At 68.3% G+C, this 12,836-nt stretch carries 13 protein-coding genes; 9 read left to right on the forward strand and 4 right to left on the reverse strand.

Annotated elements, in window-relative coordinates; genetic code table 11:
- Positions 1–180 precede the first annotated feature (180 nt).
- The 5 genes from ABZY91_RS10310 to ABZY91_RS10330 all read left to right on the forward strand — a co-directional run bounded on the left by ABZY91_RS10310 (position 181) and on the right by ABZY91_RS10330 (position 3,645).
- A complete protein-coding gene (locus ABZY91_RS10310; RefSeq protein ID WP_355401328.1) occupies positions 181–480 on the forward strand; it encodes a hypothetical protein in 300 nt (99 codons plus the stop codon).
- Between the two features lie 332 nt (positions 481–812).
- Positions 813–1,088 carry a hypothetical protein gene (locus ABZY91_RS10315; RefSeq protein ID WP_355401330.1) on the forward strand — a complete coding sequence of 92 codons (276 nt, stop codon included), beginning with the start codon at positions 813–815 and terminating at the stop codon, positions 1,086–1,088.
- A gap of 225 nt (positions 1,089–1,313) precedes the next feature.
- Positions 1,314–2,432 carry a hypothetical protein gene (locus tag ABZY91_RS10320; protein WP_355401332.1) on the forward strand — a complete coding sequence of 373 codons (1,119 nt, stop codon included), beginning with the start codon at positions 1,314–1,316 and terminating at the stop codon, positions 2,430–2,432.
- 3 nt (positions 2,433–2,435) lie between these two features.
- On the forward strand, positions 2,436–3,299 hold the full coding sequence (locus tag ABZY91_RS10325) for a DUF3592 domain-containing protein (RefSeq protein ID WP_355401334.1): 864 nt from the start codon (positions 2,436–2,438) through the stop codon (positions 3,297–3,299).
- A gap of 25 nt (positions 3,300–3,324) precedes the next feature.
- A complete protein-coding gene (locus ABZY91_RS10330; RefSeq protein ID WP_355401336.1) occupies positions 3,325–3,645 on the forward strand; it encodes a hypothetical protein in 321 nt (106 codons plus the stop codon).
- Between the two features lie 262 nt (positions 3,646–3,907).
- Here ABZY91_RS10330 and ABZY91_RS10335 read toward each other — a convergent pair whose 3' ends face one another.
- Positions 3,908–5,020: an EcsC family protein gene (locus ABZY91_RS10335; protein WP_355401338.1), complete on the reverse strand. Its 1,113-nt coding sequence runs from the start codon at positions 5,018–5,020 to the stop codon at positions 3,908–3,910.
- A gap of 280 nt (positions 5,021–5,300) precedes the next feature.
- A complete protein-coding gene (locus ABZY91_RS10340) occupies positions 5,301–5,624 on the reverse strand; it encodes a hypothetical protein (RefSeq protein ID WP_355401340.1) in 324 nt (107 codons plus the stop codon).
- Between the two features lie 385 nt (positions 5,625–6,009).
- Between ABZY91_RS10340 and ABZY91_RS10345 the strand changes: the two genes are divergently transcribed.
- Complete coding sequence (locus ABZY91_RS10345) at positions 6,010–6,516, forward strand: N-acetyltransferase (protein ID WP_355401342.1); 507 nt, start codon at positions 6,010–6,012, stop codon at positions 6,514–6,516.
- Positions 6,517–6,707: 191 nt separating this feature from the next.
- Here ABZY91_RS10345 and ABZY91_RS10350 read toward each other — a convergent pair whose 3' ends face one another.
- The gene (locus tag ABZY91_RS10350) at positions 6,708–7,424 is read right to left on the reverse strand and encodes a hypothetical protein (RefSeq protein ID WP_355401344.1); all 717 of its coding nucleotides are present in this window, start codon (positions 7,422–7,424) and stop codon (positions 6,708–6,710) included.
- 495 nt (positions 7,425–7,919) lie between these two features.
- On the reverse strand, positions 7,920–8,669 hold the full coding sequence (locus tag ABZY91_RS10355; protein ID WP_355401346.1) for a DUF6193 family natural product biosynthesis protein: 750 nt from the start codon (positions 8,667–8,669) through the stop codon (positions 7,920–7,922).
- 140 nt (positions 8,670–8,809) lie between these two features.
- On the opposite strand from ABZY91_RS10355, the gene ABZY91_RS10360 reads away from it, so the two are divergent.
- From ABZY91_RS10360 to ABZY91_RS10370, 3 genes are all read left to right on the forward strand, one after another.
- The gene (locus ABZY91_RS10360; RefSeq protein ID WP_355401401.1) at positions 8,810–10,048 is read left to right on the forward strand and encodes an IS701 family transposase; all 1,239 of its coding nucleotides are present in this window, start codon (positions 8,810–8,812) and stop codon (positions 10,046–10,048) included.
- 840 nt (positions 10,049–10,888) lie between these two features.
- A complete protein-coding gene (locus ABZY91_RS10365; protein WP_355401348.1) occupies positions 10,889–11,197 on the forward strand; it encodes a hypothetical protein in 309 nt (102 codons plus the stop codon).
- Between the two features lie 1,095 nt (positions 11,198–12,292).
- Complete coding sequence (locus tag ABZY91_RS10370; protein ID WP_355401350.1) at positions 12,293–12,790, forward strand: YfbM family protein; 498 nt, start codon at positions 12,293–12,295, stop codon at positions 12,788–12,790.
- Positions 12,791–12,836: the final 46 nt, after the last annotated feature.

Raw genomic sequence — 12,836 nt, forward strand, 5'->3', positions numbered from 1 at the left:
CGCCGGGGCGGTGGTGACCACGACGGAGGTCGCCGAGCCGGTCGAGCCGGGCGCGGAGTCGGGCTCCGCCACACCGGTCCCGCTCGTGACGGAAGGTCGGGGCCACGCACCAAGGCCCCGACCCTCCGGCGTAGTCATCGGCGCGTCGCCCGGAGGCGGCGCATTCCCAGGAGGCATGTGATGACAGTCTCTCGGCGTTCCCTGGCCCGGACCGCTGCGGTGGCGGCGGCCGCCACCAGTGTCCTCACCCTCGCGGTGACCCCGGCCAGTGCCTTCAGCCAGTCGTGGGGCAGCGGCTCCTACCACGCCAGCGGGGACTTCGTCCCGCCCTCCGGCACCATCACGATCGGTGGCCAGGGCTGCACCGACCCCCGTGGTATCGGCGTGAGCACCAACACCTCCTACTACTTGCGGTGGTACGGCAAGGACAACGGCGGGAACGACGCCTCCGCGCCCTGCGCCACCGCGCACACCGCCTGACACCCCTCGCACCGGTGGCCGGTCCCGGCACCGCACGGCCCGGGGCCGGCCACCGACACACCCGCCCGGAGGGAATCCCCGTGATCTCGAACCGCTACCTTGCCGCTCTGGCCTTCGCGGTGGCGCTCCTGGCCGCATGTGCTCCGACCAGTCCTGCGACGACGCCGGAGGCCGCACCGCGTCCGGCCGGTTCAGCGGCTCAGATCGCAGTGATCGGTGAAGGCACCCTGGGAGGTGTTCCCTGGCGCGTGGAACTCCTGTCCGCACAGGGGCAACTGTGTACGCAGGCCACCATCGACGGACACCGGGCGGGCGGCGGGTGCGAGCCGCCCGTGTCCGCGGAACTCCCGCTCAACGTGGCCCTCGACCACCTGGACCCACGGGTCCTACTGATCTACGGAGCGGCCGACCCGCGCGTGGCCCGCCTCACGGCCGGCTCGGTGTCCGGCCCGCCCCGACCCGTCGACCTCACCCCCGCACACGGCGGCAAGGTGTACTTCGCCTACGCGGTGAACCCCGGAACCGCCTCGGACCTCACAGCCTTCGACGGGGCCGACCAGCAGATCTACTCCGCAGCCGGCAAGATCCGGGACTTCGAGACACCCTGACCCCCGGTCAGGAGAGAAGCCCCACCGCGACGGACTGCGACGCACCGGCGCGCCCGGCGTGCCCGGCGTCCTCAAGGCCGCCACCGTCGACCGCCGACCGCTCGCAGCGCCTGCTGCGCCCCGGCGGTCTCGGGGTTGCCGGCGCGTTGACGTCGTGCCTCGCCGGAGAGCCGGCCGAGGGCTGACACCTACCGGAGGTCACCCGAGCCCAGCACAATCGCCCGTATGACGATTACCACGGGCGCCGCGCCGCCGCCCGCACAGAACAGGCCTGTCATGCTCGCTCGGGGGTTCCTCACGGGCGGTGTGACGGGGGTGTCCCTGGCGGCCGTCGTTGTCGGGATCGTCCTGGGGAGCGTGCCGCTGATCGTCGGGGGAGCGTGCCTGCTCGCGGTCTACGTCCTGATCCGCTACCTCGCCGGCATGCCGAGGCGGGCCAGGGACGCGGCGGTCCCGCCGTGCCTGGCCCTCGCGATGATCGAGAGCCGGGAGGCCGTCAGAGGTGAGGCGAGCGACATGCCGGTGAGGTTCGACCTCACCGTCGCACCGGACGACGCACCCGCGTACCGCGTCGAGTTCACCCAGGACATCAACGTCGCCTACCTGCCCGACTACCGGCCGCGCGGCATCCTGGTCGTCCAGTACCCGCCGGACCGGCCGCTGAAGGTGAGGATCGTCAAACGCCCGACCCCGGAGTGGGAGGAGCGGGTGGCCGCGGCCCGTCTCGATTCCGCGCCCGGACCGGCCCGGGCGAGCGACCCCGCAGAAGGCGCCGGCGCCACCGCGGTCGGATTCCTCGGTCTGCTGCTCGGCGCGGCCCTGGTCGTCCTGCTGTTCCGCGCGGACCTGTTCCGCGCGGACCTGTTCGGTGAGGACGGCACCGGCACCGCGCGGCCGCCGGTCGCGACCTCCGGCACCTCCTCGGCGTTCACGATCACCGTGTCGTCGGTGACCGGCACGGTGGCCCTCGGCTCCGGTCAGTCCTTCCTCGACGAGGGCAGGTTGGGCGGTTCCGTCGCCACGCTCGCCAGAGGCGAGGACCGGCAGCGGGCGCTCACCGTCACCGTCCAGGAGCGCCTGCTGACGGTCGTCTTCGCCCCGACCGGCACCCCGGCGGCCTCCCGAATCGACCTGGAGTCCCTGCCGTACGATCGTGTCCCCGCCCTGGTGCAGGAGGCCATGACCACGCTGGGCGTCGGCACCCTGAGCACCTGGCAGCTCACCGCCGACCGTCTGACCGGCACGGTCGTCCTCAGGGTCTCCGTGACCGGCTCCGAGGGCGCCGCCTACCTGGAGGCGGACGGGCAGGGCAAGGTTGTTCGGCGCGTCTCGGCGGGAGGCTGACCCATGGGCTGGCATGCGTATGCGGCGCTGTGGTGCGGGGTGTTCGGCGCGTTGGCGCTGGTCGGGTACGGGAGGTCGCTGGCCGGGATGACCCGGGCGCAGCGGACGGTCCGGGCGAAGGGGCGGATCGAGCGGGTGGGGGAGCCGCGGCACGGGAGTTCCCCGAACGACGGGATATCCGTGGTCGTCTCGTTCCAGGACCCGTCCACCGGGCAGGAGTTCACCGTCACCAACGACGGTGAGCGGGGCGAGAGGATCAGTGTGGCGTGGACGGGCCGGGAGATCGGCGTGTCCTACCCGCGCGGCAGACCCCACGCCGTCCGGTTCTCCCATCGGTTCTCCGAGGGCGGGCGCGGCCTCGGCCGGCCGAACTTCTCGCTCTTCCTCGTCTACGCCGGCCTGGTCGCCGTCGCCGTTGTCGACCGGGGATGGCCGTGGGCTCTGGTCGGCTTCTGCGGGCCCTGGGCCCTCTCAGGCCTGTTCCACCTGCCCGGGAACGTCCGTGACCGGAACCGTCGCATCGACGGACTCGCCGCGATGGCCGTCGTCCCCGGCCGGGTCGTGGCCGTCCTCAGGAGTGTCACCGTCGACTCCGACGACGGCCACACCTCGACCACCCTGATGCCGGTCGTCACCTTCACCACCCTGGACGGCAGGGAGGTCACGGCCTACTGCGGGTCCGGAATCCCCGACCCCGCCGGATCGCGGGGATCGGACCTCACGATCCACTACGCCCCCGCAGACCCGGCCGACTTCGTCCTGGACGTCGAGGCCGAACGCCGCTCCTGGAAGCGGGACATGGCCGTCAATGTGGTGGGTGTGCTGGTCGTGGCGGCGGCGGCCGCGGTGGGGGTGGTCGCGATGTGACCCGGGAGCCGGTTATCGTCCCGCCATGGAGCCGCTGACGTTCGACCACGAGAGCCTGCACCTGCGCGTGGACCGGGGAGTGTTCGAACTGTTCAGCAGGGGCAGATCCGAGCTTCGGGTGCCACTGCGGTGGCTCGGAGCGCTGGTGTACTACAAGAAGCCCGACCGGCCCGGCCAGTTGTTCATCGGCACCGTACGCGACCCGGACGCCGCACTCTACGGCACCGACCGGGCCGCCTTCTGGTACAGCACCTCGCCCGAGTTCCGGGTACCGCCCGGCGAGGAGCCTTTGTTTCGTGGGTACTTCACCGAGGTGGCCGCGCTCGTCGACCGGAGAGTGGTCTGACGCGGAAGCGGCGGAGCCGCGGGGTTCCGGCCCGGGCGTCTGCCCATCCAGGTCGACCGGGGGATCGTCGAGGTGTTCCGGCGCGGCAACGTCACCGGGCCGCACCGCTACCCGCCGGCCCGGGTGACGGTGCACGCCGAGGAGCCCCGAGGCGCGCTGCGCGGCGAGCAGCCGTGCCCGGGGTATCACCAACAGCGTTGCGCTCGCGTGGTGGGCGGGACGTCGAGACTTGCCGAACAGCACGGCGAGACCACCTGGTAGATCAGGGAAGATTAGGTCCGCCTGCCTCGGAGAGTTCGGCGAGGACGCTGATCGGCCTGTCATCGGAGTCCACGCCGTCCTCGTCGGTGTCGAGGAACGAACCGGTCGCCTCCTCGTCGCCGAGGTGCGGGTACTTCTCGATGAGGAAGCGGCGCCGGTAGGCCATGTCAGCGGTGTCGACGATCCGCTCCAGCATGGACCAGTTGAGGGTGCTGCCCACGAGGATCCCGACTCCGGGAACGACCTTGCCGAGGCCCTTCTTGGTGAGGCGTATGCCGAATGCTCTGGCGAACTGCACCGAGACCCTCGTGACCACAGACTCGCTCAGGACGTCCCACGCCTTGCCTCGCACGAGCGCCTGGGTGAGCCGGGATATGTCGCCCATCGCGGCGACTTTGGCGGAGGACGACACCGCCGTGCCGGCGTTGACCACGGACATCACGAACAGCTTCTCGGCGGGAGATTCGGGGTCGTAGCCGTAGAACAGCGACACATGGCCGACCACCCGGGACGCCAGTCCGAGGACGATCGCGGCGTCGCCGGCGAGGGCGCCCACGATCATGCCTCCCGAAGGAGCTGCCGCGGCCCCTGCGGAGGCGGCGACGACCAGCTCCCCGCCCGAGATCACCAACCCCGCCGTCGCTCCCGACAGCGCCGCGGCGGCCGGGTAGTACCAACTGGCCGCGCGCCCCCGCACCGCGTCGATCTGCTCCAGGTCGAGCCGGCGAAGGTCGGCCAGCGACGACACGTCGTGACCGCGCTTCTGATGGCGCTTCACCACCCGAGCGGGGGTCAGTCCCGCTCGCGACAGCCGCCCCACCGTCTGCCGGGTGGACTGGACGACCACGCCGCTCCAGTCGGGCATCGCGTCGGCGGCACTGCGCGCGGCGGTACCCGCCTTCCGGGCTCCCCCGGCGACGATCTCCTGCCCACGCGTCACTGCGGAGAGGGCCCGTGGGTGGCTCTCCAACCGCTTGGCCGCGCGCCTGCCGAGCTTCGCTGCACCGACGGCCAGCTGTTCGCCGGCCTCGCCCATTCTCCGGGACAGCGGGCGGCCTGTGAAACGCTGGATGTCGCGCCATGCTTCGAACTCGTAGTCCGAGGGTTCAGTCACACCGGGATCGTAGGCTCTGGCGCAGGAACCGCGCGGGGGGTTGGGAAGTTGTCCCGGGAATTCGCGGCGGCCGGGGATACCGCGCACGCCGCCCGGCTCGATCTGAACGGACTGACGGTGTCGGGGCCATCCCGGCGCCTGCTGGGATTGCGACGGGAGAGCCCTCACTCGTTCGGGCCGATGCGCTCCGGGACAGCAGGCGGGGACACGAGACCGTGGCCCGGCACACCACGTTCGCCGAGCAGTGTGCTGAGCGAGGAAGCGGGATTCGGGGCCGTGATCACGGAGCCGACCTCCGTATCGTTGATCCTGATGGTCGGCAGCCAGCCATGCTCGGCCGGCAGAAGATCCGCCGGCGTGTCCCGGAGGCGCGCTGGCGATGGCGGCCGCCGTCGCCGGGGAACTGCGGCGGCCTGGGCTTGGCGTACCCGCCGCCGGGTTCGCGCCCGGTCAGGCCCCGCGATCGGGCCGGCCACCGCGCGGCATCGAAGCCGAGCTCCACGGTCGACGGGTAGTGCTCCGAGGTCAGGGCGCGAGCGCTGGTGAAGTGCTGCTTCTCATCGACCTCCAGGATCTGCTGCTGGCCGTCCTCGTAGGTCAGCACAAGGTCCAGACGCCGTCACTCCCGAGCGGGAGCCTGTTTTGGTAGAACCAGTCCCGTCAGCGCCCTGTAGATGGTCGAGACTGCCTCCCATGCCCCGGCGCATTCAACGCGGCCGGGCCGCCACAGCCACGCCGGGCAGCTCTCGGGTCGGATCCCCGCCGCCACCACGGCAGGCAGCAGACCGGCTATGGCGTCTTGCAGTTCCTTCACACCGACCCCCTCGTAGTCCTCGGCTCATGACCATGAGCCGATCATCCGTTCTCTCGATCGAACGGGAGTCCCGATCGGGTGATCGCGGGTACTGCCCGGCAGGAGAGCAGGGCCTGGCGGTGTACGGGGAAAATCCAGAGGAGCGGACGGCCGCGCGCTGCTACGGTCGGGCGCTATGAGCTGGCTCCCCGATAACTTCGTCCATCCTGCCCTGGTACCGCTGCCGGGAGGGGGGCATCACCTGCGGCCGATCCGGGAGGCGGACACCCCGCTCGACTATCCGGCTGTGATGGGTTCGCGCGAGCGGCTGTGGACCATCTTCGGCCCAGCCTGGGGCTGGCCCGCAGCCACCATGACCTACGAGGCCGACCAGGCCGACCTGTTGCGGCACGAGAAGGAGATCGCCGCACACCAGTCCTTCAACTACGCGCTGTTCGACACAGCGGAGACAGCTCTCCTCGGCTGCGTCTACATCGACCCACCGGAGAGGGCCGGCGCGGACGGCGAGATCTCCTGGTGGGTGGTGGACGACCTGGTGTATAGCAAGGTCGAGCAGACCCTCGACACGCTCGTGCCGCAGTGGATCGCCGCCGACTGGCCCTTCGAACAGCCGCGGTTCCTCGGCCGAGAGATCTCCTGGTCGGACTGGCTCGCCCTGCCCGAGCACCCGACGCGTAAGTAGCTGTTGTCGTAGTGCTCTGGGGGTTTGGTGGTCGAACGGCCGTCTCGACCGGGTGGTCGTCGGGTGCTCGGCGCATGCGAGGAGGGGCTCCTGAGCAGCTCACTGGTGTCGAATCACCGGGCATCAGGAGAAAGGGCGGCCGGCGGGGTCGACCTCGCCCCGGGCAACTCGAAGGCCTGCTCGGTCCGCGTTCACAACAGGGGATACCAAGAGGCGCTGGAAACCTCGTCGATCGCGGCTTGATCCTCTGTCACGTCCCTTGCGATGAAAGCCGGGTTCCTGGTCTGAGGATCCGGACCGTGAAGGTACCAGGCGCGGTGAAACCTGCTGATCTCGCCAAGATGGTTGGCGGATACACTTCCGAGGTCCTTGTTCGGGACGTTGAGCCCCGGCTCCATGAAGATGTTCATGGAAACCTGCCCATGGGGAGTGAACCCAGTCCCCGTGAGGGTGAAGTCCGTGCTCTGCTGGGTCCGTTCCTTGGCGTGGGACAGGGTGAGGTCCAGCGGGTTCTTCGCTCGGACTTCGGGATGCACGTCGAACCCGCGCTGCGAGTCCCACACCACCTCGTACTCGCGCCCGGCATCGTCGAGAAAGACACCGCGTATCCTCGCCCCTTGGTCTGTCGGGGCGCCGGTCACCACCTGAATCTCCGGAGGGAGCTCAACACCTTGTTGCTCGAAGAACGAGCGGCCGATTTCACGTGATTTGCGTGCCAGGACTTCGTCGTCGCGCAGCTGATCGAGCAAGTTCAGAAGCTTCTTGTCTCGCCCGAGCGACAATAGAACATTGTGGATTCTCAGCTCGTTATTGAGGTTTCGGATCTCTTCATTGATGCGGTCAGCGCGATGTTCATGCTGGCGGAGATCCCTCTCCAGCTTTCGACGCTGTTCCTCTGGAGATGACATTGCCCAGCGACCCTTCTCTGTCGATGACCTCTGTGACGCGCCCCCATTTGGTGCGATTCGAGTGGTACTTATCGTCCTGTTGCAGCGATTGCAACAGGACGAGAGTCAGCGGCTTCGGCACTCGACCAGTTCCACGCTATGCCCGGTACGAGACGAGTGCCACTCGGTGATCCCTCTGTCGTGGAGCCCCAGTGACGGGGTATCGGAGATGAAGGCCCTGTTGGAAAGCTGTGCCGAGCGTTCACGTTCCGATGCATGTTAATTCACTGCGGAGCTTCGCCGCTGCCCAATTCGCGACGGGTTGGGATATGGACGACTGTCCGGCCATGATCTCTCGGAGGCGCCGGGCCTGTACCCTTCTGCGATGTCGGGTCGGGCGTCCTCGGCAGCCTCTGCGCGGATTCATCCCGACTCCTAGTATTCCAGCCGTAGATCGTGATTTTGCTGGCTGTGACTCGCAAGGTGGAGCGAGGGCTGGACAGTCGCTCCGGCTCCCTATCGCACCGGCGATCCTCCATCGGGACGCGCCAGACGGGCCACTGCGAACTGCAGCGCCTCCTCCAGCGAGGGCATCTCGCGCTTCGGCTCGATCAGCTCGGCGGACTCGACTCGGTAGACGCCGCCGGAAAGCGGGACGATCCGAATCCACGCGGAAGTGCCGTCACGGGGATCCCTGACGAGCATCAGCGACCCCATGCTGATGGCGGGAAACAGGGCGCACAACCCCGGTTCTGAGTGGGCAGCCCGCAGCATCGGGCGCTCACGCACGTACAGCTCATGCGAAAGGAGAAGGTCCCACTGGGCCGCGACAGGGTCGCCGTCCTCGAACGCCCGGGCCATTGCGGAGTGCCTCATGAAAGGAAATCGCTCCGCGAGGACCCGGAGTGTGGCGCCCCGGCGCCAGGCATCTGCCGCCTTGACGACCTGACGAAGGTCATCGGTTGCGCCTTCCGTCCATACTCGCGGCTGACCCCCGCGATTCCAGATGCTGACGAAAAACACCCTGCTGGCTGCTCCGAGCCCGACCGAGATCACTCCCCTGTCCGACTCCACCTCGGCCGACAGGAAGCGCCCATCCCCCCGCAGGCCGGGCTCGGCACGGATCTCGCCCAGGTCGATTTCCTCGGTCCGCGCGGCCTGACTCATCGCCGAAGCGAGTCCGCCCAACCGAACGAGGTCCGGATACAGAACAGCGTTGAGCACATCCTCAGGCTGACACACCGTTTCCTGACCATGTGCCGGCATGGAACACACCCTTCCTTGGGACGACTGAGGACATGGTTGCGGCCACCGCTGATCATCGGTGTGTGAAGACAGAAGATCATGCGGTGGCCGCACGTCACAGCGTAGACTCTGCCCGCTGGCAGGAGACGTTCGAGGGCCTGATGGGCCGGATCGCAGGACGGTTCACGCGGGTCGAGCCCCGCCGTCGGGTACGGCAATTGGTGCTCGGGCTGCTGTCGGACCTGCCGCGCAAGAACTGCTGGACAATCGCCGAGTGTGCCGGCGAGGCGGCTCCGGACGGGATGCAGCACCTGCTCGGGCGGGCCAAGTGGGATGCCGATCAGGTCCGTGACGATGTGCGTGGCTACGTGGTGGAACATCTGCACGACGAACAGGCGGTGCTGGTGGTCGACGAGACCGGGGACGTGAAGAAGGGCACCCACACGGTTGGCGTCCAGCGGCAGTACACCGGAACAGCGGGCAGGATCGAGAACTCACAGGTCGCCGTCTACCTCGTCTACGCGGGCCGGCGCGGTCACGCGGCGGTGGACCGGGAGTTGTACGTCCCGCACTCGTGGACCGACCTGCCCGACCGCTGCCGGGCCGCCGGGCTCGATGATCAGACCGCGTTCGCCACCAAGCCGGAGCTGGCCGCCCGTATGATCGGCCGGTTCCTGGACGCGGGCCACCGGGCCCCGTGGGTCGCCGGTGACGAGGTCTACGGCGGCAACCCGAAGCTGCGGGCCGCATTGGAGGAACGTGGCTGCGGCTACGTGCTCGCCGTCGCCCGCACTCACGAAGTCCCCACCCCGGCCGGGAAGTTCCGAGCTGACATCCTGGTCAAGAAGCTGCCGAAGCGGGCCTGGCAGAAGCTGTCAGCCGGGGCCGGCACGAAGGGGCACCGCTTCTACGACTGGGCTGTCATCGACCTCGCTCGCCCTGCCCCCGGCAGCCACCGGCTGCTTATCCGCCGCAATCGCAGCACGGGCGAACTCGCCTTCTACCGCTGCTACTCGTCCCGTCCGGTGCCGCTGACCACGCTGGTGAGAGTCGCGGGATCAAGGTGGCGGGTGGAGGAGTTCTTCCAGTCCGGCAAGGGCCTGGCCGGACTGGACGAGCACCAGGTCCGCCGGTTCGTGTCCTGGTCCCGCTGGGTCACCCTCGCTATGCTCGCGCACGCATTCCTCGCCGTCGTCCGAGCCGGCGAGCATGCCCGGCAACCCGGACCAACCGACCTGATCCCGCTCACCTGCAACGAGATCCAGCGCCTGTTCACCACACTCGTCATCCGGCCGGTCCACGACGCGACCCACCGGCTCGGCTGGTCCCACTGGTGCCGCCACCACCAAGCCCGCGCCCAGGCCAGTTATTACCGCAGACAAGCCGCGAATCAGGCATGATGATCACGATCTACGACTGGAGTACTAGCCGACTGTTCTATCGAGTTCTACCGGGAGATGGGCGAGGCAGGACCTCCTCGCCCATCCCGCGACGCCCGCCAGCGTGTTCTCCGCCGCCGTGGCCTTCCTCGTCGACCTGCGCGACAAACCCTTCCCCCACCTCAGCCTGCCCGTCCCGGGCCGACCCGGCATGCACTCGGCGCCGCGCTGCGCCGGGATGTGGGGCTGGTGGAGTACGCGGCGGATGAGGAAGCGGACCCTAGTCGGCCCGGGCGTGCGTAACGTCTGGGAGTCCGCGTTCCCGGCTGATCTACCGTTTCCGTATCCACCGGGGGCACAAGGGCAAGCCCAAGGGCTTCACGTGGCAGCACTACCGGGACCTGATCATCCGAGCCCGCACCCAGCTCGGCGGCCCCGTCGCGCTCCGCTGGGACAACCTGTCCACCTACCTGATGTCGCCGATGAAGGCGTTCATCGCCGCGAACGAGGACTGGCTGACGGTCTTCCAGCTCCTCTCCTATGCGCCCGACCTCAATCCCCAGCAGGGGATCTGGTCGCCGAGCGCGCGCACGGCGGCCTCGGCCTGGTTCCGTTCCCGCGGCCGGCGCCGCCCGGGATCGCCCCACCTCACACAGACGCTGGGGTGGTTCGCCGGTTGCGGTGCCGGTTCGGCCTCAGTGCCTTTTTCTGAACCCTCGGACTTTGCGGGGTCGGTAGCCGTGCAAGCTGGCCGGGATTGGACTATGCCTCCCTAAGCGAAGCCCCCGAGGATGGCCGGAAGTCTTCGAGCGGGGGGAACTGATGGGGCGTCCGACAACTGCTGTGGCCGCGGTCGGTCTGTTGCTGGCTCTGACGGCCTGCCAGTCGGGGGCGGCGTTCGGCAAGGTCCAGGGCACCGACGCCGAGTTGGCCTGTGCGGTGGTGAGTCGACTGCCGGAACGGATGCCGGGCACTGACGGTGGGCAGGCCTTCGACATCGAGGTGGCGCGCCTCGTCGGCGCCGAGGAACTGGCCAGGGCGGCTGCCCTGGCGGACGCCAAGTTCCAGCCGCTCGCCGACGCCCTGAAGGAGGCGCAGCAGCTGCTCAACGTGACCGCCGACCCCCAGCAGGTTGAACCCGCAGTCAAGAAGGCCCGGACGTACTGCTGAGTGCCTATTTCTGAGCCCTCGGACTCTGCGGGGTCGGTAGCCTGGGACCAGGTGAGTCGCGAGCCAAGTTGCTGCTGGTCAACTTGAGAACGATCAAGGCTGAGTCGGTCCACCGAGCGCGTTCGCCGACCTCCGGGTGAAGGCCTACCTGAAGACCGCCCCGCGCATCCCACACCCCAGCAGTTCCGTTCGCCGAACGGTCACGGTGACCGTTCGGCGAACGCTTCCGCAGACTTCGCATTCCGATCAATGGCTCGTTGACCTGCTGCTTTGGGGTTCGGAAACAGGCACTCGCCTTATCGTTTAACGTCCGGACTCGAACCGGCGAGCCTGGTGATCATCGATCCGGCGCTCCTGGGGTGCTGGCACGGCCATTGCGTTCAACTGACACCAGATCGTTGCCACGATCTGGCCCTCACCAGCAAAAACGCACTCGGGTTCTGCATACGATCACCTCCGTGAATGAAACGCACGGCATAGTTCAGTGGATGATCAACCTGCTCTGGGAAGACACGGTCAAGCAACTTGGGGTCGTTGCTCTCGCCGTCGTTGGCATCGGTTCCCTCGCTCGAATCGAGCGGTCACGACGGGCGGCAGGACGTTGATCGGCTGAGGTCCCGCCAGGCCTATCGTCCGGCTTCGAACACGTGGGCTCAGTGATCACTCTTCTGAGTGTTCCTGGGACACCATCACGGCCTTCGCGCGATCCTGAACTCGACCAAGAGGGAGAGGACTTGACGCGAAGGCCGTGATGGTGAGTCTAGTGGACAGGGCGGGCAGTGCGAGCCGTTCGCGGAACTGTCACGCTTCCGGGGAACCGAACAAGCTCACCCCCACCCGGGTCCGCCGCGGGATTGGACACCTACACGCCCGAACCTCAACGCCAGCCGCAGTGCCGAAACCCGCTCGGCCCGGCCCCGGTCACCCACCCGGCTCGAGGAACCGCCGCCCCGCGACCTGCTACGACGTGGGCCTGCTCCTGGCCGCCGGCGAGCCCTACCGTCGACCGACCCACCACAAGATCGGCACCAAACCACGCCGAGCGGGATGACCAGCCGCAACTCTTGTCGGAACCGCTGCGTATGCTGCCGCCCCATGACCATGAACGGCGAGTACCTGCGCGTCACACCCGGAGAGCTGGCCCGAGCACTGGAGGACCCCGAGTGGGCCCTGGACTTCGCCTCCGACGTTCAGGACCAGGAGGACGAGGAGACGGCACCAGCTGAAGCGCGGCACTTCACCACGCACCAGACCTGGAGTCTGCTGGGGTTCCTGCTGAAGCGGTCGGCCTTCCCGGTCGACATCGTCTTTGGCGAGGAACTCATCCCCGAGGCCGATGACTGGGGCTACGAACCGCCGCGGTACCTGACTGTCGACCGGGTACGGCTGGCCGCCGACAAGCTGAGCCGGATGACCTACGACGAGCTGATCCACGGCGTTGACCACAAGGAACTCGCCGCAGCCGAGGTCTATCCCCAGATCTGGGACTCGCCGACCTCCCTGGAATGGGCCCGCGACCTGTTTATCCCTCTGACCGAGTTCTTCCGGGCCGCAGCCTCCGCCGATCACGCCATGGTGATCTGGCTCGACTGAGTCCCAACGGCCAGGACGATAAATCACAAGCTCACGTGCGAGTTTG

It is taken from the genome of Kitasatospora sp. NPDC002965 (genome assembly GCF_040611255.1).
In the GTDB taxonomy this organism is placed as follows: Bacteria; Actinomycetota; Actinomycetes; order Streptomycetales; family Streptomycetaceae; genus Kitasatospora.